The 24,637-nt window shown below is 73.7% G+C and carries 26 protein-coding genes; 17 read left to right on the forward strand and 9 right to left on the reverse strand.

Annotated features, from left to right (window positions below):
* Window positions 1-18: 18 nt before the first annotated feature.
* On the reverse strand, window positions 19-1,800 hold the full coding sequence (gene gcl, locus ACFV6D_RS31130; protein ID WP_380562111.1) for a glyoxylate carboligase: 1,782 nt from the start codon (window positions 1,798-1,800) through the stop codon (window positions 19-21).
* A 934-nt stretch (window positions 1,801-2,734) separates the two neighbouring features.
* Between gcl and ACFV6D_RS31135 the strand changes: the two genes are divergently transcribed.
* On the forward strand, window positions 2,735-4,219 hold the full coding sequence (locus ACFV6D_RS31135) for a SulP family inorganic anion transporter (RefSeq protein ID WP_380429563.1): 1,485 nt from the start codon (window positions 2,735-2,737) through the stop codon (window positions 4,217-4,219).
* Between the two features lie 129 nt (window positions 4,220-4,348).
* Here the strand turns inward: ACFV6D_RS31135 and ACFV6D_RS31140 are convergent, their stop codons facing one another.
* Complete coding sequence (locus tag ACFV6D_RS31140) at window positions 4,349-4,834, reverse strand: DoxX family protein (protein ID WP_063346092.1); 486 nt, start codon at window positions 4,832-4,834, stop codon at window positions 4,349-4,351.
* Between the two features lie 151 nt (window positions 4,835-4,985).
* On the opposite strand from ACFV6D_RS31140, the gene ACFV6D_RS31145 reads away from it, so the two are divergent.
* The 3 genes from ACFV6D_RS31145 to ACFV6D_RS31155 all read left to right on the forward strand — a co-directional run bounded on the left by ACFV6D_RS31145 (window position 4,986) and on the right by ACFV6D_RS31155 (window position 7,902).
* A complete protein-coding gene (locus ACFV6D_RS31145; protein ID WP_363372936.1) occupies window positions 4,986-5,567 on the forward strand; it encodes a helix-turn-helix domain-containing protein in 582 nt (193 codons plus the stop codon).
* Between the two features lie 119 nt (window positions 5,568-5,686).
* Window positions 5,687-7,144, forward strand: a complete 1,458-nt coding sequence (locus ACFV6D_RS31150; RefSeq protein WP_380562113.1) for an MFS transporter — start codon at window positions 5,687-5,689, stop codon at window positions 7,142-7,144.
* Entirely contained in the window at window positions 7,141-7,902 is a 762-nt protein-coding gene (locus tag ACFV6D_RS31155; RefSeq protein WP_380344512.1) for an SDR family NAD(P)-dependent oxidoreductase, read from the forward strand. The genes ACFV6D_RS31150 and ACFV6D_RS31155 overlap by 4 nt, the downstream gene beginning before the upstream one ends.
* Window positions 7,903-8,005: 103 nt before the next feature.
* Here the strand turns inward: ACFV6D_RS31155 and ACFV6D_RS31160 are convergent, their stop codons facing one another.
* Window positions 8,006-8,668, reverse strand: a complete 663-nt coding sequence (locus ACFV6D_RS31160; protein ID WP_380562115.1) for an SMI1/KNR4 family protein — start codon at window positions 8,666-8,668, stop codon at window positions 8,006-8,008.
* A gap of 280 nt (window positions 8,669-8,948) precedes the next feature.
* On the opposite strand from ACFV6D_RS31160, the gene ACFV6D_RS31165 reads away from it, so the two are divergent.
* From ACFV6D_RS31165 to ACFV6D_RS31175, 3 genes are all read left to right on the forward strand, one after another.
* Window positions 8,949-9,869, forward strand: a complete 921-nt coding sequence (locus ACFV6D_RS31165) for a carbohydrate ABC transporter permease (protein ID WP_063346087.1) — start codon at window positions 8,949-8,951, stop codon at window positions 9,867-9,869.
* The gene (locus ACFV6D_RS31170; protein ID WP_079135349.1) at window positions 9,866-10,774 is read left to right on the forward strand and encodes a carbohydrate ABC transporter permease; all 909 of its coding nucleotides are present in this window, start codon (window positions 9,866-9,868) and stop codon (window positions 10,772-10,774) included. The genes ACFV6D_RS31165 and ACFV6D_RS31170 overlap by 4 nt, the downstream gene beginning before the upstream one ends.
* A 64-nt stretch (window positions 10,775-10,838) precedes the next feature.
* On the forward strand, window positions 10,839-12,230 hold the full coding sequence (locus tag ACFV6D_RS31175; RefSeq protein ID WP_380562117.1) for an ABC transporter substrate-binding protein: 1,392 nt from the start codon (window positions 10,839-10,841) through the stop codon (window positions 12,228-12,230).
* 161 nt (window positions 12,231-12,391) lie between these two features.
* Here the strand turns inward: ACFV6D_RS31175 and ACFV6D_RS31180 are convergent, their stop codons facing one another.
* Entirely contained in the window at window positions 12,392-12,661 is a 270-nt protein-coding gene (locus ACFV6D_RS31180) for a helix-turn-helix domain-containing protein (protein ID WP_063346085.1), read from the reverse strand.
* Between the two features lie 141 nt (window positions 12,662-12,802).
* On the opposite strand from ACFV6D_RS31180, the gene map reads away from it, so the two are divergent.
* From map to ACFV6D_RS31195, 3 genes are all read left to right on the forward strand, one after another.
* Entirely contained in the window at window positions 12,803-13,570 is a 768-nt protein-coding gene (map, locus tag ACFV6D_RS31185; protein ID WP_380344523.1) for a type I methionyl aminopeptidase, read from the forward strand.
* Between the two features lie 181 nt (window positions 13,571-13,751).
* Entirely contained in the window at window positions 13,752-16,160 is a 2,409-nt protein-coding gene (locus ACFV6D_RS31190; protein ID WP_380562119.1) for a transglycosylase domain-containing protein, read from the forward strand.
* Between the two features lie 68 nt (window positions 16,161-16,228).
* Window positions 16,229-16,525, forward strand: coding sequence for a hypothetical protein (locus ACFV6D_RS31195; protein WP_380494491.1), 297 nt, complete (start codon window positions 16,229-16,231; stop codon window positions 16,523-16,525).
* 8 nt (window positions 16,526-16,533) lie between these two features.
* On the opposite strand, the gene ACFV6D_RS31200 is transcribed toward ACFV6D_RS31195, so the two are convergent.
* Both ACFV6D_RS31200 and ACFV6D_RS31205 read right to left on the reverse strand, forming a co-directional pair.
* Window positions 16,534-17,118: a hypothetical protein gene (locus ACFV6D_RS31200; RefSeq protein ID WP_063346081.1), complete on the reverse strand. Its 585-nt coding sequence runs from the start codon at window positions 17,116-17,118 to the stop codon at window positions 16,534-16,536.
* A gap of 31 nt (window positions 17,119-17,149) precedes the next feature.
* Window positions 17,150-17,698, reverse strand: coding sequence for an RBBP9/YdeN family alpha/beta hydrolase (locus ACFV6D_RS31205; protein WP_380427952.1), 549 nt, complete (start codon window positions 17,696-17,698; stop codon window positions 17,150-17,152).
* A gap of 256 nt (window positions 17,699-17,954) precedes the next feature.
* Here ACFV6D_RS31205 and ACFV6D_RS31210 point away from each other — a divergent pair, with 256 nt between their 5' ends.
* From ACFV6D_RS31210 to ACFV6D_RS31220, 3 genes are all read left to right on the forward strand, one after another.
* Window positions 17,955-18,521, forward strand: coding sequence for a DJ-1/PfpI family protein (locus ACFV6D_RS31210; RefSeq protein WP_063346079.1), 567 nt, complete (start codon window positions 17,955-17,957; stop codon window positions 18,519-18,521).
* Window positions 18,522-18,718: 197 nt separating this feature from the next.
* Entirely contained in the window at window positions 18,719-19,921 is a 1,203-nt protein-coding gene (locus tag ACFV6D_RS31215; RefSeq protein WP_380562121.1) for a serine hydrolase domain-containing protein, read from the forward strand.
* A 77-nt stretch (window positions 19,922-19,998) separates the two neighbouring features.
* Entirely contained in the window at window positions 19,999-20,547 is a 549-nt protein-coding gene (locus ACFV6D_RS31220) for a gamma carbonic anhydrase family protein (RefSeq protein ID WP_380562123.1), read from the forward strand.
* Here ACFV6D_RS31220 and ACFV6D_RS31225 read toward each other — a convergent pair.
* The gene (locus tag ACFV6D_RS31225; RefSeq protein ID WP_380562125.1) at window positions 20,544-21,758 is read right to left on the reverse strand and encodes an MFS transporter; all 1,215 of its coding nucleotides are present in this window, start codon (window positions 21,756-21,758) and stop codon (window positions 20,544-20,546) included. The genes ACFV6D_RS31220 and ACFV6D_RS31225 overlap by 4 nt on opposite strands.
* A 156-nt stretch (window positions 21,759-21,914) precedes the next feature.
* Between ACFV6D_RS31225 and ACFV6D_RS31230 the strand changes: the two genes are divergently transcribed.
* The 4 genes from ACFV6D_RS31230 to ACFV6D_RS31245 all read left to right on the forward strand — a co-directional run bounded on the left by ACFV6D_RS31230 (window position 21,915) and on the right by ACFV6D_RS31245 (window position 23,779).
* Window positions 21,915-22,151 (forward strand): DUF2277 domain-containing protein, encoded by a 237-nt coding sequence (locus ACFV6D_RS31230; protein WP_350886016.1) that lies wholly within the window; start codon window positions 21,915-21,917, stop codon window positions 22,149-22,151.
* An 82-nt stretch (window positions 22,152-22,233) separates the two neighbouring features.
* Complete coding sequence (locus ACFV6D_RS31235) at window positions 22,234-22,470, forward strand: DUF6296 family protein (RefSeq protein ID WP_063350858.1); 237 nt, start codon at window positions 22,234-22,236, stop codon at window positions 22,468-22,470.
* 94 nt (window positions 22,471-22,564) lie between these two features.
* Window positions 22,565-22,849 (forward strand): DUF427 domain-containing protein, encoded by a 285-nt coding sequence (locus tag ACFV6D_RS31240; RefSeq protein ID WP_363372965.1) that lies wholly within the window; start codon window positions 22,565-22,567, stop codon window positions 22,847-22,849.
* 108 nt (window positions 22,850-22,957) lie between these two features.
* Window positions 22,958-23,779: a hypothetical protein gene (locus ACFV6D_RS31245; RefSeq protein WP_363372967.1), complete on the forward strand. Its 822-nt coding sequence runs from the start codon at window positions 22,958-22,960 to the stop codon at window positions 23,777-23,779.
* A 38-nt stretch (window positions 23,780-23,817) separates the two neighbouring features.
* Here the strand turns inward: ACFV6D_RS31245 and ACFV6D_RS31250 are convergent, their stop codons facing one another.
* Entirely contained in the window at window positions 23,818-24,159 is a 342-nt protein-coding gene (locus ACFV6D_RS31250) for a hypothetical protein (protein ID WP_063346072.1), read from the reverse strand.
* A 100-nt stretch (window positions 24,160-24,259) separates the two neighbouring features.
* Window positions 24,260-24,424, reverse strand: a complete 165-nt coding sequence (locus ACFV6D_RS31255; RefSeq protein WP_159398310.1) for a hypothetical protein — start codon at window positions 24,422-24,424, stop codon at window positions 24,260-24,262.
* Window positions 24,425-24,637: the final 213 nt, after the last annotated feature.

Here is a 24,637-nt window from a genome sequence, read left to right on the forward strand (position 1 = left end):
GAGTGGCCCACGGCGGGCTCAGAGCGCCAGCGGCTTGACGGCGGTCGGCGCGTGCTCGGGGAGGGTGGCGATCTCCTCCCACTCGTTGACCTTGTCGATGTCGGCGGCGGCCATCGAGATGTTGGTGACCCGCTCCAGGATCGCCTCGACGACGACCGGGACGCGGAACTCGGCGGCGAGCTTCTTGGCCTCCTCGAAGGCCGGCAGCAGGCCCTCGGGCTCGGTGACCCGGATCGCCTTGCAGCCCAGGCCCTCGGCGACCCGGACGTGGTCCACGCCGTAGACGCCCAGCTCCGGCGCGTTGATGTTCTCGAACTCCAGCTTGACCTGGAAGTCGATGTCGAAGGTGCGCTGCGCCTGGCGGATCAGGCCCAGGTACGCGTTGTTCACGAGCACGTGGACGTACGGGATGCGGTGCTGGGCGCCGACGGCCAGCTCCTCGACCATGAACTGGAAGTCGTAGTCGCCGGAGAGCGCGACGACCTGGCCCTCGGGGTCGGCGGTGGCGACGCCGAGCGCGGCCGGGATGGTCCAGCCGAGCGGGCCGGCCTGGCCGCAGTTGATCCAGTGCCGCGGCCGGTAGACGTGCAGCAGCTGCGCGCCGGCGATCTGGGAGAGGCCGATGGTGGTGACGTAGCGGGTGTCCGGGCCGAACGCCTTGTTCATCTCCTCGTAGACGCGCTGCGGCTTGAGCGGCACGTCGTCGAAGTGGGTGCGGCGCTGGAGCCGGGCCTTGCGGTCCTGGGTGGCGGCGGCCCACTCGCTGCGGTCCTTGAGCCGCCCGGCGGCCTTGAGCTCCTGGGCGACCTGGAGGAAGAGTTCCAGCGCGGCCTTGGCGTCGGAGGCGATGCCGAGGTCGGGGGCGAAGATCCTGCCGATCTGGGTGGGCTCGACGTCGACGTGGACGAACGTGCGGCCCGCGGTGTAGACGTCCAGGCCGCCGGTGTGGCGGTTGGCCCAGCGGTTGCCGATGCCCAGGACGAAGTCGGAGGCGAGGAAGTTCTCGTTCCCGTAGCGGTGCGAGGTCTGCAGGCCGACCATGCCGGCGTTCAGCTCGTGGTCGTCGGGGACGATGCCCCAGCCCATCAGGGTCGGGACCACCGGGACGCCGGTCAGCTCGGCGAACTCCCGCAGCAGCTCGGCGGCGTCGGCGTTGATGACGCCGCCGCCGGCGACGATCAGCGGGCGCTCGGACGCCTGGAGCAGCGTGAGGGCCTTCTCGATCTGGATCCGGTTGGCGGCCGGCTTGTAGACGGGGAGCGGCTGGTAGGCCTCGGGGTCGAAGTCGATCTCGGTCAGCTGGACGTCGATCGGCAGGTCGATCAGGACCGGGCCCGGACGGCCGGAGCGCATCAGGTGGAAGGCCTGCTGGAACACGCCGGGGACCTGTGCGGCCTCCAGCACGGTGGTGGCGGCCTTGGTGACGGGCTTGGCGATCGAGGCGATGTCGACGGCCTGGAAGTCCTCCTTGTGCAGGCGGGCGACGGGGGCCTGGCCGGTGATGCACAGGATCGGGACGGAGTCGGCGATCGCCGAGTACAGGCCGGTGATCATGTCGGTGCCGGCCGGGCCCGAGGTGCCGATGCAGACGCCGATGTTGCCGGCCTTGGCGCGGGTGTAGCCCTCGGCCATGTGGGAGGCGCCCTCGACGTGCCGGGCCAGCGTGTGCCTGATCCCGCCGGAGGCCTTGAGCGCGGCGTAGAAGGGGTTGATGGCTGCGCCCGGCACGCCGAACGCGACCTCAACGCCTTCGAGCTTGAGGATCTCCACGGCCGCGCGGGCGGCTGTCATACGAGGCATCGGGTTTCTCCTGCGTCGGCCCGCAGTGGGTCGGAGGGCTCATCTCCAGAATTCCACCATACGGAAGAACGGTTTCTGTATGCGGAAATACCGTACGGCTGGGCTCGGCGGGGCGTCAAGGGGAGGTTCAACAGAATGTGGAAGCCGGCCCAGGGGATGAAACCGCAGGTCGCTGCGGCCGTCCGGGGGAGGGGAGGCGGAGCCGGGTTCGTACAAGTGGGCGCCGATCGTGCTGGTGTACCCGGGGAACCGGCCGTTCCGCGGCGGAAAGCGCGGCCGGTGTGCAGTGCGGGTGAAGGGACGGTGCCCGAGGTCGGCCCACCCCGCACCCCTGGGTACCGTCGGTGGCACGCCGGGCCCGTGATGTCCAACTGAGGCCGCGGCAAGGGGGATTCGGGACGGTCCGGGAGCGGGGGAGCTCCGGCGGCCGGTCCCGTCCAGGACCAGCGCGCCCGGTCCGCCGCACCCGAGCGAGGGACGCACCCCCTGGCCGCACCGACCCGACACCCGCCGCCGTCCGGTCCGCCCGGACCTGCGGCCGTACCGCTGTCGCCCCCCCCCGCGACCTGCTCACCGCCCCGCGACCTGCTCACCCCCCGCGACTTCCTCACCCCCCTGTGACGGGGGGGGGCCGCCCGCGGGGGGGGGGCCCCCCCGCCCCCCCAAGCGGGGGCCGCGCCCCCCCCCCCCGCGGGGCGCCGGGTGCCCGCTCCGACCCCCCCCCCCCGAGCCCCCCACCCCCCCCCTTAGACACCCCCCCCCGGGGGGGGGCGCCCCCGGGGGGGGGGCCCCGCGAAAGGAACGCCGCCATGCGCTGTCTCCCTGCCCGCCCCCCGGTGGTGACCGGGTGAGCCGAACGCCCCGCCGCCGCAAGGCCCCGCCGGGCCACCCCGGCAAGGCCGCCCCGCCGGGCCGCCGCCGGCCCCCGCTCGCCGTGCTGCGCGCCGTCCCCTGGCGCTACGACCTGCCCGCCTCGCTGGTGGTGTTCCTGGTCGCCCTGCCGCTGTGCGTCGGGGTGGCGGTCGCCTCCGGCGTCCCCGCCGAGCTGGGTCTGGTCACCGGCATCGTCGGCGGCCTGGTCGTCGGCGTCCTGCCCGGCAGCAGCCTCCAGGTCAGCGGCCCGGCCGCCGGGCTGACCGTCCTGGTCTACGAGGCCGTCCAGCGCTTCGGCGTCACCGCCCTCGGCCTGCTCGTCCTCGGCACCGGGCTGCTCCAGATCGCGATGGGAGCGCTCCGGCTCGGCCGCTGGTTCCGGGCGATGTCCGCCTCGGTGGTGCACGGCATGCTGGCCGGCATCGGGTTGACCCTGCTGTTCGGCCAGCTGTACGCGCTCGCCGACCGCCGCGCCCCGGCCACCGGACCGGAGAAGATCGCCGGACTGCCCGACCTGCTGGCGGACGTGGTCACCGGCGTGGCCAACCCGAGCGCGGTCGCCCTGGGCCTGGCCACCCTGCTCGTGCTGGTCGGCTGGAAGTACCTGCCCGGGCGCGTCGCCCGCGGCGTCCCCGCGCCGCTGGCCGCGGTCGGGCTGGCCGCCGCCGTCACGGCCGCCGTCGACCTGCCGGTGGCGAGGGTCCGGGTGTCCGGCCTGCTCGACGTCGTCCACCTGCCCGACCGTGCCGCGCTCGGCGCGGTGGCGGGCACCGCCGGCCTCGGTACGGTCGTCGCCTTCACCCTGATCGCCTCCGCCGAGACGCTGTTCAGCGCCGCCGCCGTCGACCGGATGCACCACGGCCGGCGCACCGACTACGACCGCGAGCTGACCTCCCAGGGCATCGGCAACACCGTCTGCGGGCTGCTCGGCGCCCTTCCGATGACCGCGGTGATCGTCCGCAGCGCGGCCAACGTCCAGGCGGGGGCGCGGACCAAGGCCTCGCGCACCCTGCACGGGCTCTGGCTGCTGCTGTTCACCGCGCTGCTGCCCGGCGTGCTCGGGCTCGTCCCGCTCACCGCGCTGGCCGCCGTCCTGGTCCACGCCGGCGCCAAGCTCGTCCCGCTGCGGCGGATCGCCGCGCTCTGCCGCGGCCACCGGGGCGAGGCGCTGGTGCTCGCGGTGACCGCGGGCGCCATCATCGCCACCGACCTGTTCGAGGGTGTGCTGATCGGCATCGGCCTGGCCGTGGCCAAGTCCGCCTGGCAGACCTCGCACCTGCAGATCGGCCTGGAGGAACTGGTCCTGCCGTCCGGCGAGGCCCTGCAGCGCGTCCGGCTCAGCGGCAACGCGACCTTCCTGCGGCTGCCCCGGCTGCTGGACGCCCTGGAACGGCTGCCGGCCGACCGGCCGGTGGAACTCGACTGGTCCGGGCTGCGCCACCTGGACCACGCCTGCACGGTGGCCCTCACCGCGTGGGCCGCCCAGCACCGGGCCCGCTCCACCGCTCCGCTCGCGGTCGAACCGCCGCTGCCGACCGTGGTGTGAGGACGGGCGGACGCGGCCCGGGCCACGACCGGGGCCGTCGACGGACTGACCCCGCACAGTCAGTCCGTCGTGCCGTCCGTCGAGCTGTCCGCCGGTCCGGTTCTCAGCCGTCCGCCGGGCCGGGGGCGCTCAGCCGGTCTGGCCCGGGTGTGCCCCGGCCGGGGCGGGCTGGGCGGCCGGCTCGGCCGTGGTGCGCCGGATCAGCAGCCGGTCCAGGGCGTACGGGCCGGAGCCGAGCACCGCGATGGCGAGGAAGGCCCAGCAGAACATGACGGAGGGTTCGCCACCGTTCTGCAGCGGTAGTAGGGAGTGCTCCTGGTGGACGGTGAAGTAGGCGTACGCCATCGAGCCGGAGCAGAGCAGGGCGGCGGTCCGGGTGCCGACGCCGAGCAGTACCAGGGCGCCGCCGACCAGTTGGATCAGCGCGGCCCACCAGCCGGGCCACTGGCCGAGCGGGACGGTGCCGCCGCCCTTGGCGCCACCGAGGACGCCGAAGAGCGAGGCGGCGCCGTGGCAGGCGAAGAGCAGTCCGACGACGACCCGGAAGGCCGTCAGGACGAGCGGGCGGGCGGCCTCGGCCGCCTGCTGGGGAGAGGTGGGAAGGTTCGCGGGCATGGGGAAAGGCCTCCTGTGGGGGGAGGAGGAGGTACGGGGCGGTAAGGGTAGCCTTGGTCTAGTCCACTTGGCAATGCTCCGTCAGATCCCACGTGTGCGACCTTCGGGGAGGATCTTGACCGATCGTTCTGGAAAGGGTTAGCGTTCACCCATGGCGCGAACGAAGGAATTCGACCCGGACGTGGTGCTCCAGTCGGCCCTTGAGCTGTTCTGGCGGCGCGGCTACGAGGCCACCTCGATGGCCGACCTGGTCGAGGAGCTCGGGATCGCCCGGGCGAGCATCTACGCCACCTTCGGCAGCAAGCACGAACTGTTCCTGCGGGCGCTGGAGCGGTACGGCGAGCAGGCCGACCCGGTGCTGCTGGCCGAGCTCTCCCAGCCCGGCCCGGTGCTGCCGGCCGTCCGCGCGCTGGTCCGCCGGTTCGCGGCGGAGTCGGCCGGGGACGGCCGGGAGCGCGGCTGCTTCGTCACCAACACCGCCGTCGAGCTCGCCCCGCACGATCCCTCGGCGGCCCGCCAGGTGGGAGCCAGCCTCGCCCACCTGGAGACGGTGCTGACCGCCGCCCTGGTGCGTGCCGAGGCGCGGGGGGAGCTGCCCGCCGGGCGGGAACCCCGGGCGCTGGCCCGGATGCTGATGGTGTTGATGCAGGGCATGCGGGTGATGGGGAAGACGGCCGACGGCGCGTCCCGGGTGCGGGACGCCGCCGAGCAGGCGCTGGTGCTGCTCGACTGACGGATCGACTTGCGGATCGATTTGCGGATCGTGGGGCGGTGGTGGGGTGACGGTGGAGGTCGCCTCTTGCTGTCTCAATACTGGACCGAACGGTCATTTTGTGGAGGAGGGGGGTTTCCATGAGTGTCGCCACGGCCGACCGGCCCGGCTTCGCGCTGCTCGGCGGCGTGCAGGCCGCGCTGATCTTCACGATCATGATCCTGTCCGTGCCGCTGCCCCTGGTGGCCCGGGAGTTCGGGCTCGGTCCGTCCGGCGTGCTGCTGCTGAGCGCCGCCTACGGACTCTCCTTCAGCGCCCTGCTGCTCCTCGGCGGGCGGCTGACCGACCGCCACGGCGGCCGCCGGCTGCTGCGGGTGGGCCTGGCCCTGCTCGGCGCCGCCTCGATCGCCTGCGCCCTCGCGCCCGGCTACCCCGTCCTGCTGGCGAGCCGCTTCGCCCAGGGCGTCGGCGCGGCCCTGGCCGCCCCGGCGGCGGTCGCCGTGGTCCGGGTGCTGCGGCCCGAACCCGCCGACTACCGGCGGGCGATGGCCGCCTGGGGCGGCCTCTCGGTGCTCGGCGCCACGGCGGGCAACCTGCTCTCCGGAGCCGTCGCCGCCTGGGTCTCCTGGCGCTGGCTGTTCGCGGTGCCCGTCCTGGTCGCCCTCGTCGGCCTGGCCCGCTCCGGCTCGCTGCCGCTCGCCGACCCGGCCGGTCGACCGCCCGCCGACCCGCCCGGCCGACCGTCTGCCGACCGCCGGCCGGCCCTGGACCTGCCCGGTGCCGTGCTGGCCGCCGCCGGTGTCTGCGCGGCCAGTTACGGCCTGGTGGCGTCCACCGAGCACGGCTGGCGAAGCCCCGGGACGCTGCTGCCGCTGGCCGCCGGGCTCGCCCTGCTGCTCGCCTTCGCCGCCGTCGAACGGCGCACCGCCGACCCGCTGCTGCCGCCCGGCTTCCTCGCCGACCGCCGCCGGGCCACCGCCCTCGCCGCCGTCATGGCGACCGCCGCCGGCACCGCGCTGACCTTCCTGCTGCTCGCGCTCTACCTCCAACAGGTCCGCGGCTGGGGCGTGCTGGCCACCTCCGCCGCCTTCCTGCCGTACGCGGCGGCGCTGCTGACGGCCGGCCGCCTGGCCGGGCCGCTGACCGCCCGCTACGGCGCCGTCGCGGTCACCGCCGGAGGGCTCGCCCTCGCGGCGGCCGGGCTCGGCCTGTTGGCGGGCCTCGCGCCCGGCAGCGACTACGCCACCGGGCTGCTGCCCGGGCTGCTCCTGCTGCCCGCCGGGGCCGCGGCCGCCTTCGCCGGCGCGGCCGTGCTCGCCACCGCGGGCGTGCCGCCCCAACGGACCGGCCTTGCCGCGGGCGTGCTCAATACCGCGATGGAACTCGGCCCCACCGCCGGGGTGGCCGCCCTGATGGCGCTCGCCGCCACCCGCCCGAGCGTGGTCGGCTGCTACGCCACGGCCTTCGCGGCGGCGGGCGCCGCCCTGGCCCTCACCGCCCTCGCCGTCGCCACGCTGGCGCGGGCGACTCCCGAGGCCGCCACAGAGACCGACACCGCCCCAGAACGCACCATCCAGATCAAGGAGCACCTCTCATGACCACGCGTTTCACCGACAAGTCCGTCCTGGTCACCGGCGGCGGCAGCGGTATCGGACGGGCCGTGGCGCTCGCCTTCGCCCGGGAGGGCGCCCGGGTCGCGGTCGCGGGCCGCAGCGCGGGCCCGCTCGCCGAGACGGTCGAGCTGATCGAGCGGGCGGGCGGCAAGGCCGTCGCGCTGACGGGCGATGTGGCGGACGGTCAGGACGCCGCCCGGCTGGTCCGGGAGACCGTCGAACTCCTCGGCGGCCTGGACGTCGCCGTCAACAACGCCGGGGTGTTCGGCGCCGTCGGCCCGGTCGCGGACATCGACGAGGACGAGTGGCACCGGGTGTTCGCGGTCAACCTGACCGGCACCTGGCTCGCCATGAAGCACCAGATCGGCCACATGCGGGCCCACGGCGGCGGCGCGATCGTCAACGTGTCGTCCAACCTCGGCGTCCACATGCGGGTGCCCGGCCTCGGTGCCTACGCCGCCAGCAAGGCCGCCGTCACCGCGCTGACCCGCAGCGCCGCCCTCGACCACATCGCGGACGGCGTCCGGATCACCATGGTGAGCCCCGGCCCGGTGGACACCAGCATGTCCACCCGGCCCGGGGAGAACGCCGACGACAAGGCCGCGCGGATGAAGGACAGCCTCCCCGTCGGCCGGGCGGGTGCGGTCGAGGAGGTCGCCGCCGCGGTGCTGTACCTGGCCTCGTCCGAGGCGGGCTTCACCGTCGGCGCCGACCTCGTCCTGGACGGCGGCGCCACCGCCTGACCCACCTGCGGCCCAACGGCCGGGCGGCTACCCGCCGTTGGGCCAACGCCTGACCCACTGATGGCCCAACGACCGGGCATTGCCCCGTCGTTGGGCCGTCAGGTCACTGCTCGGCCAGTGCGTCCCGGGCCTCCTCGGTCCGGGCCCGGGCCACCACGAAGTCCTCGCTGAGCTCGACGACCAGCACGTCCGGCCCGGTGAACCAGCGGCAGCCGCGGCCGAGCCGGGGCAGCTCCGCCAGCCCCTCCGGCACCTCCGCCCCGGACTCGGCGAACACGCTCAACTCGTCGTCCTGCAAAAGCTTCTCCACCATCACCATCACCGCCGCGGCCGTCGAGAAGCGCTCCTCCCAGGGCTCCCAGCACTCCGCCGACTTGTCCGCGAGGTCGAGCCGGCCCACCGTCGGCGGATCGTCCTGGTCGAGGTCGGCCAGCAGGACGCCCCAGTGCACGCACGCCTGGTTCTCCTCCTGGTACACCAAAGCGCCCTCCAGGACGAACAGTTCCTCCGGCGGCAGCAGTCGGTTGTGGTTGCCGGTGAGGTCCTCCCGGCGGCCGAACAGCCGGTACGCCTCGCGCAGCGCGGCCGGCAGCCGCAGGCCCAGGCGCCCTTCGGCGGCGTCGAGTTCGGCGTCGGTGAAGCCGTCGTCGGGCCGCAGCGGCTCGCCCCAGTAGGCGGCGAAGCCCTCGACCAGCGCCCGGGCGCCCGCGCGGCCCCGCAGGGATTCGGCCATCGCGGCCCGGATGTCGAATTCGGTGTCGTCCATCCGGGAACCGTACGACGCCCCACCGACAGTCCCGCCCCACCGACAGCCCGGGGCCACCGGAGGGCGTACCGGAACGGGCGGGGGCGCGCCGCACACCTCGCCCGCCCACGACCGGCCGGGGACGCGCCCCAACGCCCGTCCGCCCACGACCGGCCGAATCTGACGCGAACGCGTAATCCCACCGACACCCGTTGCTCACCGTGGGGTTTCCAACCCGTCGTGTGGGCAGGACACGGTTTCGGCCGGAACCGACGCAACGAAAGGCGGGACGCGCAAACCCATGCCGACCGCACCGCACACCAAGCCCCACCCGGGCCGCCGAAGCCGCTGGGGTGAGCACGGCCTCGCCTGGGCCTTCCTGCTGCCCTCCCTGGTGGTCTTCGTCCTCTTCATCGGCTACCCGCTGGGACGGACCGTCTACCTGAGCGGACACGCCAACGACCTGTTCGGCGCGCCCTCCCGCTACGTCGGGCTGAAGCACTACACCGAGCTGCTGACCTCGGCGGACTTCCGGCGTACGCTCGTCACCACCGCCCTGTTCACGCTGCTCACCGTGGTGCCCGGCGTGCTGGGCGCGCTGGTGCTGGTGCTGCTCCTGGAGAACCGGATCCGGGGCGTGCGGCTGCTGCGCTCCGCGTTCGCGCTGCCCTTCGCCTTCTCGGTGGCCAGCGCGTCCGTGGTCTTCGCGGTGTTCTTCAACCCCGCCAGCGGGGTGCTCAACGGCCTGCTCTCGCACGTCGGGCTGGGCCCGATCGGCTGGCTGACCGACTCCCGGTACGCGCTGGTCTCGGTGGCCGTCACCACGGTGTGGATGAGCCTCGGCTACAACGTCCTGGTGCTGTCCGCCGGCATCGGCTCGATCCCCGGCGAGATCCTGGAGGCCGCGCGGATCGACGGTGCCTCGGGGCTGCGGCTGGCCCGTTCGATCACCGTGCCGATGCTCGGCCCGAACCTGTTCTTCCTGACCGTGGTCTCCACCGTCCACTCGCTGCAGAGTTTCGGCCAGATCCACATCCTCACCAAGGGCGGCCCCGACGGTGCCACCCGGACCCTCGTCTACTCCGTCTACGAGAAGGCCTTCGCCTACGGCTCCAGCGACTTCGGCACCGCGAGTGCCCAGGCCGTGGTGCTGCTCGTGGTCGTCCTCGCCTGCACGGCCGTCCAGTTCGGCGTCCTGGAGCGGAAGGTGCACTACGCATGACCGTGACCGCCACCGAGGCCGGGCCCGGGGCCCAGGACGGGGCCGCCGCGCCGCGCCCGCGCCCCCGCGTCCTGGCCGGCCGCTCGCCGCGCGACCTGCTCGGCCGCGCCGCCGTCTACCTGCTGCTCGCCGTCGCCGTCGTCACCGTGGCCTTCCCGGTGTACTACGCGATCGCCGGCGCCTTCATGAGCCCGTCCGAACTCTCCTCCTACCCGCCGGCGCTGGTGCCCCACTCGGTCACCGGGCGGAACTTCTCCGGCGCCGTCGACACCGTCCCGCTGGCGAGGCAGTACGCCAACTCGGCGATCGTGGCGACCGTCATCACGCTCGCCCAGCTGTTCACCTCGGTCCTCGCCGCGTACGCCTTCGTGTTCCTGCCGCTCAAGGCGCGGGCCGTGGTGTTCGGGGTGTTCCTGGCGACGCTGATGGTCCCGTGGGAGGCCATCATCATCCCCAACTACCTGACGCTGTCCGGCTGGGGGCTCGGGAACACCTACTTCGGCCTGGTGCTGCCCTTCCTCGCCTCCGGCTTCGGCACCTTCATGCTGCGGCAGGCCTTCCGGCAGCTGCCAGGCGAACTGCGCGACGCCGCGCGGATCGACGGCGCGGGCCACTGGCGGTTCCTGTGGCGGATCGTCGTCCCGCTCAACAAGCCGGCCCTGGCGGCGCTGTCGATCTACGTCTTCCTGTCCGCCTGGAACCAGTACTTCTGGCCGCTGATCATCACCCGCACGGCGAACATGCAGACCCTGCAGATCGGCCTCACCTCGCTGCGCGACTCCGAGATGTCCGACCCGGGCCTGATCCTGGCCGGCGTCGTGCTCTCCCTGCTGCCCACGCTCGCCCTGGTGGTCTTCGGCCAGCGCTTCATCGTCCGCGGTCTCACCGCGGGCGCCGTCCGCTGACCCGCTGCGCCGCCTCCTCCCGCTCCTTCGAGCACGTCCCTCCCGACAGAGAGAGAACCCTCCCGTGAAGAAGAGTGCCCGCGCGCTCGCGGCCCTGCTGGTGGCCGGCCTGTCCCTGACCGCCTGTAGCTCCGGCGACTCCACCTCCGGCTCCGGCGGCTCCTCCGACGCCGCCCCCGGCGCCCAGGCGCTCGACCAGGCCTCGGGCGTCACCGGCGTCGAGTTCTGGCACTCGATGACCGGGAAGAACGCCGAGGTCCTCACCGGGCTGGTCAGCCAGTTCAATGCCGCCCACCAGGGCAAGATCGAGGTCAAGGCGCAGTTCCAGGGCAAGTACGACGACCTGGTCGCCAAGTACAAGGCCGCGGTGCAGCAGAAGGGCACCCCCGCCCTGGTGCAGGTCTACGACATCGGCACCCGGTTCATGATCGACTCCAAGCAGACCGTCCCGGCCCAGGCCTTCGCCGACAAGGACGGCTTCGCCCTCGACGACCTCGACCCGAACATCCGCAACTACTACTCCGTCGGCGGCAAGCTCGTCTCGATGCCGTTCAACTCCTCCATGCCGCTGCTCTACCTCAACGCCGACGCCTTCAAGGAGGCCGGCCTCGACCCGGCCCAGCCGCCCAAGGACCTCGCCGAACTCGGCGAGCTGGCGAAGAAGCTGACGAAGAAGGACGCCGACGGCAAGACCGTCCGCTACGGCTTCGGCGCCGCCATCTACGGCTGGTTCGTCGAGCAGCTGCTCGCCGAGTCCGGCACCATGTACTGCGACCAGGACAACGGCCGCAGCAACAAGGCCGGCAAGGCCGTCTTCGACTCCGCCCAGGGCGCGCAGATCGTCCAGTGGTGGGCCGACCTCGTCAAGGGCGGCTACGCGGCCAACACCGGCCGCAACACCGACGACGCCCAGGCCGCGTTCAAGGCCGGCACCGTCGCCATGCACCTGGAGTCCACCGGCGTGCTGCGCGGCTACACCGAGGCCGCCAAGTTCGCCGTCGGCACCGCGGCCTTCCCCAAGGTCGCCGCCGCCGACCAGGGCGGCCCGGTCATCGGCGGCGCCTCGCTGTGGATCAGCGGCCCCGGCCACTCCGACGCCGAGAAGCGCGCCGCCTGGGAGTTCGAGAAGTTCGTCACCGCCCCCGAGCAGCAGGCCGCCTGGCACACCGGCACCGGCTACTTCCCGGTCAACCGCAAGTCCCTGGACGACCCCAAGGACAAGGAGTGGGTCGCCAAGTACCCGCAGTTCCAGACGGCCATCGAGCAGCTCAAGGCCACCAAGCCCTCCCCGGCCACCGCCGGCTGCCTGCTCGGCGTGATGCCGCAGGCCCGCAAGGGCGTCGAGACCGCCATCGAGCAGACCATCGCCGGTTCCAAGACCGCCCAGCAGGCCCTGGCCGACGCGGCCAAGGAACTCCAGCCCGCCATCGACAGCTACAACAGCTCCGTGAGCTGACCACCTCCCTGCCCCACGGCCACCGGCCCGACTCACGGCCACCGGCCCGCCCTACGACGGCCCGCCCGGCGCAGTACGCGCCCGGCGGGCCGCCGCCGTCCGGGACCATCGCCCGGGAGCGCCGGTCGGGGCTCAGCCGTCGGCGTCAAGGCGCTGAGGCGTCACGCCGACAGGGCTTCGCCGTCCTCCGGGAGCGCGCACACGGCCGCCAGCTCGTCCAGCGACAGATCCAGTGCGAACGCCAGCGCGGCGATGGTGAAGAACGACGGCGTCGGCGCCCGTCCGGTCTCGATCTTGCGCAGCGTCTCCGCCGAGACGCCGGCCACCGCCGCCACCTCGACCATGCTGCGTGCGCCGCGTGCCTCGCGCAGCAGCGCCCCGAAGCGCTCCCCGCGCTCGCGCTCCCACGGGGTCAGTGGAGTCCTCACCATGCCTTCGATACTAGGGCCTCCCTGCCGGGGTCATGCCGCGTGTCCCGCCCCGGTGCTCCCGTCCAGGCCGCGCGGCCGCCCCACCTTCGACCGTGATACAAATACCGGTATAAGAATTGGATCGAGGGGAGACGACCCGCCATGGTCGAAATCAAGTCGGACGCCGCCCTGGACGCGATGCGCGAAGCCGGGCGAGTGGTGGCGGACGCGCTGGCCGCCGTGCAGGACGCGGCGGCCGTGGGCGTCAGCCTGCTGGAGCTGGACGAGGTGGCGCACGGCGTGCTGCGGGCGGCCGGGGCCACCTCGCCGTTCCTCGGCTACCGGCCGTCCTTCGCCCCCGTGCCGTTCCCGGCCGTCATCTGCGCCTCGGTGAACGACGCCGTCGTGCACGGCATCCCGGGCGGCTACCGGCTGCGCGACGGCGACCTGGTGAGCATCGACTGCGGCGCCCTCCTGGACGGCTGGGCCGGGGACTCCGCCGTCAGCTTCACCGTCGGCGCCGCCCGGCCCGAGGACGCGGCACTGATCGACACCACCCGGCGCGCCCTGGAGGCCGGGATCGCCGCCGCCGTGGTCGGCAACCGGATCGGTGACATCGCGCACGCCATCGGCAAGGTCGCCCGCGCCGGGCGCTACGGCCTGCTCGAAGGCTTCGGTGGGCACGGCATCGGGCGGAGCATGCACGAGGACCCGCACGTGCCCAACGAGGGCCGCCCGGGCCGGGGTTACCCGCTGCGCCCCGGCCTGGTGCTGGCGCTGGAGCCGATGCTGACGGCGGGCGGCCGGGGCGACTACCACACCGACCCGGACGGCTGGACGCTGCGCACCACGGACGGCAGCCGCGCCGCGCACATCGAGCACACCGTCGCCATCACCGAGGACGGCCCGCGCGTCCTGACCCTCCGGTAGCCGGGGCGCTGCGGGCGGGTGCGCATCCGGGCGGGAGCAACAGGCCGTAGGCGAACGGTCCTTGTCCGAACCCGGGCGCCCGTCCGACCGGCTGGAATGAGCCGAATCTGTGGCGGATTTGTGACAAAGCTTCGCCAACACCCTGCCCTGGCACGGTATTCGCGGCCGTAGTGTTCCAGTTATGTCACCGAAGAGCCGCATACCTGCCCCGGACGCGGGCGACACCTGGGTGCCGCGCCCGCGGCGCCGTGAGACCCCGATCGGATTCCTGGGTCACACGGTCACGTTCCTCGGCTGCTGCACTCTCGGCGGTGTCCTGCTGGCCGGCCTCATCCTTCCCGCGGCGGGCGCCGTCGGGCTCGGGGCCAAGAGCAGCGCCGAGGGCTTCGAGAGCATCCCCGACGACTTCAAGGCGCCGGCGCTGACGCAGGCCACACAGGTCTTCGACGCCAAGGGCGGCCTGATCGCCAAGGTCTACGAGCGGGACCGCACGGTGATACCCGCCGAACAGATGTCACCGCTGATACGCCAGGCGCAGGTGGACATCGAGGACGCCCGTTTCTACGAGCACGGCGCCGTCGACCTCAAGGGCATCCTGCGGGCGATCACCAAGAACGCGGAGAGCGGCGCCGCCGTCCAGGGCGCGTCGACGCTGACCCAGCAGTACGTGAAGAACGTCAACGTGGAGAAGGCCGGCGACGACCCGGTGGCCGTCCTGGAGGCGCAGCGCAAGACGCTCGGCCGCAAGATCCAGGAACTCCGGTACGCCATCAAGCTGGAGGAGGACCTGACGAAGGATCAGATCCTCACCAACTACCTGAACATCACCTTCTACGGCCATCAGGCGTACGGCATACAGGCGGCCGCCCAGCGCTACTTCAGCAAGGACGCGAAGGACCTCGCCCTCCCCGAGGCGGCCATGCTCGCCGGGCTGGTGCAGAACCCGTCCCAGTACGACCCGAAGCTGCACCCGGTGGCCGCGCAGAAGCGCCGGGACACCGTCATCGACAAGATGGTCGAGAACAAGCACATCACCGCGGACCAGGCCAAGGAGGCGAAGGCCGCCCCGCTGGGCCTGAAGTACCGGGACCCGCAGAACGGTTGCATCACCGCCCAGGCTGGCATGGGCTTCTTCTGCGACTACGTGCGCCACGTGGTCAAGCAGGACCCGGTGTTCGGCAAGAGCGCCGCCGAGCGCAAGAAGCTGTGGGACACCGGCGGCCTCAACATCTACACCACGCTGGACCCGGAGAAGCAGGCCGCCGCCCAGAACGCCGTCTCCGAGCAGGTGTACGTGACCGACCCGGTCTCGGCGGCGATGACGATGGTCGAGCCCGGTACCGGCAAGATCCTGGCGATGGCGCAGACCCGCCCCTACGGTCTGGCGAAGGAGAAGAATCAGACCGTCGTCAACTACAACGTGGACGCGGCGATGGGCGGCGGCATCGGCTTCCAGCCCGGCTCCAACTTCAAGCCGATCGTGGCCGCCGCCGCCCTGGAGGCCGGCCTGCCGCCCACCCAGCGGTACGACTCGCCCAACCGCATGGACTGGCCGACGATGAGGACCTGCGACGGCACCTGGAAGAACCTGAGCAAGGGCAAGAAGGAGGGCAGCATCCCGAACGAGAGCGCGCGCGAGGTCGGCCCGTACGAGCTCAAGGAGGCGATGGCCCTCTCGGTGAACACCTACTTCGTGCAGATGGAGCAGGAGATCGGCCTCTGCGCGGTCAAGCAGATGGCCAACAAGCTGGGCGTCACCGGCAAGGCCAGCGGTGACCCGTTGCAGGAGCTGCCCGCCCTCGGCCTCGGCACCCAGGAGGTGAGCCCGTTGACGATGGCGAACGTGTACGCGAGCTTCGCCGCCCGCGGCACCTACTGCGCGCCGCTGGCGATCAACAAGATCTCCACGGTGGACGGCAAGGACGTCCCGGTGAGCCCGGCCAAGTGCACCGAGGCGATGTCCACGGACACCGCCGACGTGATCAACAGCGTGCTGCTCGGCGTGACGGAGAAGGGCACCGCCAAGGACCTCAGGCTGGACGACCGCCGGCAGATCGCGGCCAAGACCGGGACGACGGACGAGAAGAAGTCGGCCTGGTTCACCGGCTACACCGGCAACCTGGCCGGCTCGGTCTGGCTGGGCAGCCCGGGCACCAAGGTGCCGATGAAGAACATCCGGATCGGCGGCCACTACCAGCAGGAGGTCTTCGGCGCGACCGGCCCGGGCCCGATCTGGGAGCAGGCGATGAGCGACGCCGTCCGGAACATGCCGGAGAAGGAGTTCCCGACCGTCTACATCCCGGACCCGCCCAAGCGCGACCCGAACTGCGCCACCCCCAGCGGCTCGCCGACCGGCACCTGCGGGAGCGGCTCGGGCAAGCAGCGCCCGAGCAGCCCCGGCAACCCGAGCACTCCGGGCAACGCGAGTACCCCGGGCAGCACGGGCAACCCGGTCGGCCCGCTCAACCCGAACAGTCCGGTCGGCCGCTCCGCGCCGTCCGCGCAGTCCACGCAGTCCGGGCAGTCCGGGCAGTCCACCCCGCTGGCCCCCGCCGCGCCGGCCGACCCCGGCGACAACCAGGACCAGTGAACCGCCCGGCCCCGCCTGAGTACCCGTACTCAGGCGGGGCCGCGGCCCGGCGGCGGACGATGGGTGCCATGCCGCACAGCATCCTCGGCGTCCCCGCCGTGTTCTGGCCCTCGATCGGCTACCTGGCCGGGTACCTGGTGATCGGGCTCGCCGCCGCCCGCGAACTGCGCGCGGGCACCAGCGCGGCCAATGCGGTCCGGCAGTGGACCGCCGTCGTCTGGACGATGCCCGGCTTCCTGCCGGCGATGGTCGTCAACCCGTTCCCGGACGGCAGTGCGGCCCGCTTCCTGTCCGCCACCGCCGTGGGCGCGGCGGGCAACGCGGCGCTGCTCGCCCTGCTCGCCCACGCGGTGGGGCTGCCGTAGCGCGGACGCTACCGCGCCTCGACCGGCTCGCCGGTGTCCTGGTCCAGGTTGAAGACCCGCCGGTAGGAGTCGGTGACCACGGTGATCTGGTCCCGGCCGGTCCAACTCGCCTCCACCAGCCGGGCGTCGTCCGGTGCCCGGCCGATCTGGGCCAGTGACCAGCGCCGCGCGGACCAGCCCGCGCCGACCTCCAGCAGCACCTGCCAGTCGTCGTTGTCCTTCGGCGCGGTGGCGTACGAGCGGTGCACCACGACCAGCGCCAGCTCCTGGCGGGCCGGGGCGGTCTCCCGGCTGCGCGTCTCGGCCGCCGCGACCTTGTGCGCGGCCAGCACGCCGAGCAGGAACACCACCCCGGCCGTCACCGTGACCGCCCGGGTGGCCGTCCGTACGGCGGTGCGCCGGTCGCCCAGCCAGGCGGCGGCGATCAGCGCGGCCAGCGCCGCGCCGAGCAGCAGCTCGGGCCGGTTGAGCAGGTCGGCGACCAGCATCAGCCCGCCCGAGCGGCTCTCCCACTGCCCCTCGGTGTAGAGCAGCACGGCGGCCGCCCCGCCCGCCAGCAGCAGCCGGACCAGGGTGCGCCTGGCCTTCGGCATCCGGTTCCTCATCGTCCCCCCGTCCGATGTGTCACAGCTCTGCGAGCAGCTTGCGGCCCTCCGGCCAGTCGCCCAGCCCGGAGCCCGAGTTGAGGTGCCCGTACGCGCCCGGCTCGACGTACCGGGCGCCCCACGCGTCGGCGAACAGCCGGGCCCGCTCGGGGCTGACCCACGGGTCGTCGGTGCTGGCGACGACCACGGCCGGGAACGGGAACGGCGCCAGGGCCACCGGGCGGAAGCCGGTCAGCTCCGGGACTTCGGCGGTGTCGATGTCCGCGGGGGCGACCAGCAGCGCGCCGCGCACCGCGGCGGTCCGCCCGGCGGGCGCGGCGGACACCCAGCGGGCCACCGTGACGCAGCCGAGGCTGTGGGCGACCAGCACCACCGGCCCGTCGGCGGCGGCCCCGGCCACCGCCGCGTCCACCCGGGCGATCCAGTCGCTCTGGTCGGGGTGGTCCCAGTCCGCCTGCTGGACCCGGCGGAAGGCGTCCGGTTCGGCGGCCTCCCAGCGGGTCTGCCAGTGCTCGGGGCCCGAGTCCTGGTAGCCGGGCAGGACGAGGTAGGTGGTGCGGTCCGGCATGGGCTCCTCCGGTGTGCGGTCGTGGCGGGCAGCAGGAGTCTAGGACGCGGGCAGCCGCGGCCCGCAGCCGGGCGGTGACCGGGCGCGCACGGCCCCCGGCGGGCGCGTACGCCCGGTGACGCGCCGCAGTACGCCCGGTGCGCCCTGTTGCCAACGGCGCGGCCGGTGCGGGAGGTTGGTCCGGGCCCGCGGCCGGTGGCCACCGGTCGGGGTCCACGCCGTGTCGGACGCTCGACCATGTGGAGGGATGTCGGCGATGACATCGAAGATCCTGCTCGTCACCGGGGACGCCGCCGAGTCGCTGGAGGTGTTCTACCCGTACCAGCGGCTGCGCGAGGAGGGCTACCAGGTCGACATCGCCGCTCCGACCAGGAAGCGACTCCAGTTCGTCGTCCACGACTTCGTCGACGGCTACGACACCTACACCGAGAAGCCCGGCTACACCTGGCCCGCCGACCTCGCCTTCGCCGACGTCGACCCGGCCGACTACGTCGCGCTGGTCATCCCCGGCGGCCGCGCCCCCGAGTACCTGCGCAACGACCCGGACGTGCAGCGGATCGTCCAGCACTTCTTCGCCGGCGACAAGCCGGTCGCACAGATCTGCCACGGCCCGCTGATCACCGCCGCCGCCGGGGTGCTGTCCGGCCGCCGCAGCTCCGCCTACCCGGCGCTGGCACCGGACGTGAAGGCGGCGGGCGCCGAATTCGTCGACGGCGAGGCGGTGGTGGACGGCGTGGTCGTCTCGGCCCGCGCGTGGCCCGACCACCCGGCGTGGCTGCGCGCGTTCATCGAGATCCTGCGCACCAAGGCACCGGCCTCCTGACCCGCCCCGGCCCGCCGCGCCCCCGACCCGTCTCGGGGGCGCGGCTCCGGGACCCCGTCAGGGTCACGCCCCTCCCCAGGTAGCAGACGCGCTGCCCCGGAGGCTGACGACCGCCCCGCAGTCGCCCTGCCATGGTGTCAAAGACCATGGCAGCGGCGGAGGTTGACCGCCCTGCCGGCCGGACCAGGGAGGACGTCATGACCACCGACCCAGCCGCCACCATCCGGCGCCGCCGACGCGGGCCGGCCCTGCGCGCCGCCGTCGCGGCCCTCGCGGGCGCGGGCCTGATCGCCGCACTCGCCCCGGCCGCCGCCGCCCAGGACGCGGCCCGCCCGGCGAGTGCCACCGAGCGCAGGACCGACTGGACGGCCCTCGACACGGCCCTCGCCGACCTGACCGCGAAGAACGTCGCCACCTCCTCCCTCGCCGGCGTACGGGAGAACGGCCGGCTCGTCCACCGCGCCGCCGGCGGCATCGCCCGGCTCGGCGCCGACACCCCCGCCGACCCCGCGGGCCGCTTCCGGATCGGCAGCACCACCAAGACCTTCGTGGCCACCGTGCTGCTCCAACTCGTCGGCGAGGGACGACTGGGACTGGACGACCGCCTGGAGAGCCTGCTGCCCGGCGCGGTGCCGAACAGTGCGGACATCACCGTCCGCGAACTCCTCAACCACACCAGCGGTGTCGCCGACTACACCCAGGACCCGGCCTTCAACTCCTACGACCAGAACTGGCTCGACACCGGCCGCTACACGTCCTACAGCCCGCAGGACCAGGTGGACCTCGCCGACAAATACCCGCCCGCCTTCCGCCCCGGCCAGGACTGGCAGTACTCCAACACCAACTACGCCCTGGTCGCGCTGATCATCGAACACCTCACCGGCCACGGCTGGAACGAGGAGGTGGAACGCCGGATCATCCGCCCGCTCGGCCTGACGGGCACCTCGATGCCGCTCTACTCCCCGGCCATCCCCGGCCCGCACGCCCACGCCTACCTCAAGCTCGACAGCGGCCCGGCCGACGTCACCGCGCTCAACCCCTCCATGGCCGGCCCCTCCGGCGCGGGCATCTCCACCACCGCGGACCTGACGACGTTCATCCGCGCCCTGCTCGGCGGCCGGCTGCTGCGCCCCGCCGAACTCGCCGAGATGCAGAAGACCACCGCCCACGGCGGGGGCCAGGCCTACGGGCTCGGCCTCCAGCGGGTGGACACCCCGTGCGGCGCGTTCTGGGGCCACGCCGGAGGGATCCCCGGCTACAGCACGATGATGCTCGGCTCGCTCGACGGGAAGCGCCAGTTCGCCAACAGCACGACCTTCTACGACACGCCGGATCCGGCCGCGGCCCTCGCCGCCTGGCAGCGGGTGGTGAACGCCGGCGTCTGCGGCGGGCAGGGGTAGGGCGTGGGCCGCGGGTCGGACCGCCCCCTACGCTGTCCGGCGACAGGAACGGCCGACCGTCACCAGGAGGACGAGACATGGCAGAGCCGCTGATCGCCGCAGTCGGGGGCAAGGCGCCCACCGTCGACCCGAGCGCCTTCCTCGCACCGAACGCCGTCGTGGTCGGGGACGTGACGATCGGCCCCGGCGCGGGCGTCTGGTACGGGGCGGTGCTGCGCGGCGACGCCGAGTCCATCGCCGTGGGCCAGGACAGCAACATCCAGGACAACTGCACCCTGCACGCCGACCCCGGCTTCCCGCTGGTGGTCGGCGAGCGGATCTCGGTCGGGCACAACGCGGTGCTGCACGGCTGCGCGGTCGAGGACGACGCCCTGGTCGGGATGAACGCCACCGTGCTCAACGGCGCCCGGATCGGCGCCGGTTCGCTGGTCGCGGCGGGCGCGGTGGTGCCGCAGGGGATGCGGGTGCCGCCCGGCTCGCTGGTCGCCGGAGTCCCGGCCAAGGTCCGCCGCGAGCTGACCGAGGACGAGAAGGCCGGCATCAAGGCCAACGGCGAGGGCTACCTGCTGCTGGCCGCCGCCCACCGCGAGCTCGAACCCCTGGCGCAGCCCCAGCCCCAGGCCTAATTCTGGACGCCGACCGGAGCCGCCGTGGCCGGAGCCGCCGCGGCCCGCTCGGGTGCGGCGGGCACGGACCGGCGCCGGTCGGCCGCCCAGGCGAGCACCGCGATCAGCGCGCCCGAAGCGGCCAGGACGGCGCCCACCAGGGTCGGCGCCGTCCAGCCGAACCCGGCGTCCAGGGCCAGCCCGCCGAAGTAGGCGCCCTGCGCGTTGGCCAGGTTGAACGCGCCCTGCACCGTCGCCGAGGCCAGCGTCGGCGCGCTGCGCGCCTTCTGCAGGACCAGCGTCTGCACCGCCGGCACGATCGCGAAGCCGAACAGCCCGATCAGCACCACCGTGACGGCGGCCGACCAGCGGGCGTGCGCGGTCACCGCGAACAGCGCCAGGGTGGCGGCCAGCAGCACGAAGGCGGCGCAGACCGTCGGGCGCAGCGCCCGGTCGGCCGCGAACCCGCCGATCACGTTGCCGACCGTCATCCCCACGCCGAACAGTGCCAGCACCAGCGTCACCGAGCCGGTGGCGTACCCGGAGACCTCGGTGAGCAGCGGCGCGATGTAGCTGTAGCAGGCGAAGAAGCCGCCGCAGCCGAACACCACGGTGGCCAGCGCCAGCCACAGCTGCCCGTCCCGGAAGGCCCGCAGCTCGTGCCGCAGCCCGGTCTGGCCGGGGGAGGGCAGCGACGGCACCAGCCGGGCGATGGCGAGCGTCCCGGCGGCGGCGATCAGGACGACCACCAGCATGGTCGCCCGCCAGCCCAGGTGCTGGCCGAGCAGCGTGGCGGCCGGCACGCCGACGATGTTGGCGATGGTCAGGCCGGAGAACATCACGGCCACCGCCCGGGCCCGGCGGTGGGGGGCCACCAGTTCGGCCGCGGCCACCGCGCCGGCCCCGAAGAACGCGCCGTGCGGCAGTCCGGTGATCAGCCGGGCGGCGGCCAGCGTCCAGAAGTCCGGTGCGAGCGCGCACAGCAGGTTGCCGGTGGCGAACAGCCCGGCGAGCGCCACCAGCACCGCCTTGCGCGGCCGGCCGGAGGCCAGCGCGGTGAGCAGCGGGGCGCCGATGACCACGCCCAGCGCGTACGCGGATATCAGCCAGCCGGCCTGCGGGATGGAGACGTGCAGATCGTCGGCGACCTGGGGGAGCAGGCCCATGGCGGCGAATTCGGTGGTGCCGATGGCGAACGCGGTGACGGCCAGCGCGAGCAGCGCGAGAGGCAAGGGGGTGACTCCGGGGTGACGCCCGCGGACGGGGAGGCGCGGCGGGACGGGGGGATTCGTTCGTCCGGCATCCTAATCCGGCCGGATGACGCCGCCGTGAGGTGCGTGTGACGGGAGGGGGTCGCCAGTACGGCGTCCACGCGCGAGACTGGGTGCATGTGCCGCAACATCAAGACGTTGCGCCCGCCGGTGACGCTCGACGCCGACGAGGACGACTTCCGCGCCGCCGCGCTGCAGTACGTCCGCAAGGTGTCCGGGTTCCGCGCCCCGGCGGCGCACAACCGCGAGGCCTTCGACCGGGCCGTGGACGCGGTCGCCGAGGCCACCGCCCGGCTGCTCACCGAGCTGGAGGTCCGCGGCGCGCCCGCCCGGGCCGCCGAGGCGACCGCGTAGGCCGACCGCCGTTCGGCGGGCCCGGCGACCGCGGCCGCGCATCGGGACCAGGAGATCGGGACAATCGGGACAGGAGATGGAGATGACCCCCGCGAACCGTTACGTGCTCACCTTCCCCGGCACCCCCGGCACCCAGGCCCCGCAGGACGTCGTCGTGGTCGTCCGCACCAGCGCGACGGGCCCGGGCGGACACCCGGTGTACGAGGACGCCAGCGGCATCGTCCGCGCCGAGATCAGCAACGCCGGCGAGGTCCGGATGCTCGCCAGCGGCGGCCACCAGTCCCCGCACCTGCCGGTCCACGCCGAGCCGCTGCCCTGACCGTTGCCCTGGTTGCTGTCCGGCCGTCCGGCATCCGCGGACGATTTCCGCGAACCACCCGGGTGCCGTCCGCCCCTGGGGCAGAATCGGCGGCATGACCACAGCGCGCTGGCAGGGCACCGTCGTCGCCGAGAGCGACGAGACCGTCGTCGTCGAGGGCAACCACTACTTTCCGGTCGAATCCGTCCGGACCGAATTCCTGCGCCCGTCCGACACCACCACCGTCTGCGGCTGGAAGGGCACCGCCGGTTACTACACGCTGGACGTGGACGGGCGGACCAACCCCGACGCGGCCTGGTACTACGCCGACCCGAAGCCGGAGGCCGAGGAGATCCGCGGCCGGGTGGCGTTCTGGCGCGGGGTCGAGATCACCGGGTAGGGCGTACCCCGGGGGCGGAGGGGGTACCGGACATCCATGGCAGTCTTCCGTAAACCCGGACGTTCCAGGCCTGTCCCCGAGCCCGCCCCGACCCCCGTGCCCGCCCCCGTGCCCGACGCCGGCCTGGCCGGCGAGCTCGCCGAACTGGTCGAGCAGGCCGAGCAGCCCGAGGGCGAGTGGCAGATCGCCGAGTACCGGGCCGGCCGTGGCCGCGGCCGGGCCCTGGTGGCGAACGTGGCCCACCTGCTCGGCCGGGGTGGCCGGGTCGCCGCCAAGGGTGCCGCGTTCGGCGGCCGGGCCCTCACCGAGCAGCTGGTGCAGGCCGCGCCGCGGATCCCCGTGCGCGACCTCGCCACGCTGCGCGCCCAGCACCCCGGCGCGGCCGACCCCGAGGCGCTGGCCGACCTGCTGGTCACCGGCGCGGCCCGGGCCTCCGGCGCGCTCGGCGCCGGCGTGGGCGCGGCGGCGATGCTGCCGGTGCCGCCCGCGATGCCGGTGGAGATCGCGGCCGAGACGCTCGCCGTCGCGGCCGTGGAGATCAAGCTGATCGCCGAACTGCACGAGGTCTACGGCGCCCGGGCGCCGGGCAGTGTCACCCAGCGGGCCGGGGCCTACCTGAGCGCCTGGGCCAACCGCCGGGGGATCGACGCGAGGCTGCTGTCCCGGCCGGCCGGGTTCGCCGCCCTGGCGCTCGGGGCGGAGGTGCGCCAGCAGCTCAGCCGCCGGCTCACCCGCAGCTCGCTGCGCCGCCTGCCGTCGCTCACCCCGCTGCTGGTCGGCGCCGGCATCGGCGCCACCGTCAACCGGCGCGACACCCGCCGGCTGGCCGGCGAGGTCCGCGCGGACCTGCGTGCGCGTCCCCCGGTCGACCGCGCCTACTGGGCCGCCGCGGCGCCGGCGGTGCGGGGCGAGGTCGTCCCGGGGGACTGAGGTTTCTGGTCGGGTCCTGTCCGGCGGGGGGCTCCTGGCTAGAGCCTGTCCGGCGGGGCCGGGGCGGCCGCGCCCCGGCCGGCCTTGACGCCGTTCACCATCGCCTGGTGTATCGCCCGCGCGGTGGTCTCGTCGGCCGCCGGGACGGGGCTGCCGGTCACCGTGTACCAGTCCAGCGCGCCGGAGTACTGGACGGTGAGCCGGGCCTCGCCGTCCACCCAGGTGGTGTGCACGGTGAGGTCGCCGGAGATGGGGCCGATCTCGGTGGTGGCGACCCCGCCGGGGCCGCTGATGATCGACTGGGTGGTCCAGGTCGCCCACGACGTGCGCGGGTCGACGGGCGGTCGGGCCTGCCTGCCGTTTTGATCGTGTTCGGTCATGCGCTTATCCTCCCCCGCCGGTGAGCCGCTGTCCGGGCAGCGACACCTGCGGTCGCGAAGACCGCCCGGTCCCACCGGGCGGTCGGGTGCTCACAGCTGTTCAGCGGTCCGGACCGGACTCCTCCAGGGTGGGCTCGCCCTCCGCCTGGGAGGTGTCCTGCGCGTGCAGGTTCTGCATCGAGGTGATGCCCTCTTCGGGATCCGCGGCGCGGACGTCCTCGTCACGGTCCGTGCTCATCTCGGCCCGTTCGCTCATGTCGGTCATGGCGGGCTCCGTCTCCTCGGCCGGTCCGGGCGCGCTCCGAGCCGGGGTGCGGCAGGGCCGGGTCTGTCTCTCACCCCCCAGCCTGCCCCCGCCCCGGCCCCGGGGCCAGCCGAACGGCCTAGGGGCTCTCTTTCGGATCACGCCGGGCGCGCGACGCCGGAGCACGCACCTCGCCGCGTTGTCGTCGGTCGCCGATACTCCGCATGGACTCCC

This window comes from Kitasatospora sp. NPDC059812 (assembly GCF_042732075.1).
In the GTDB taxonomy this organism is placed as follows: domain Bacteria; phylum Actinomycetota; class Actinomycetes; order Streptomycetales; family Streptomycetaceae; genus Kitasatospora.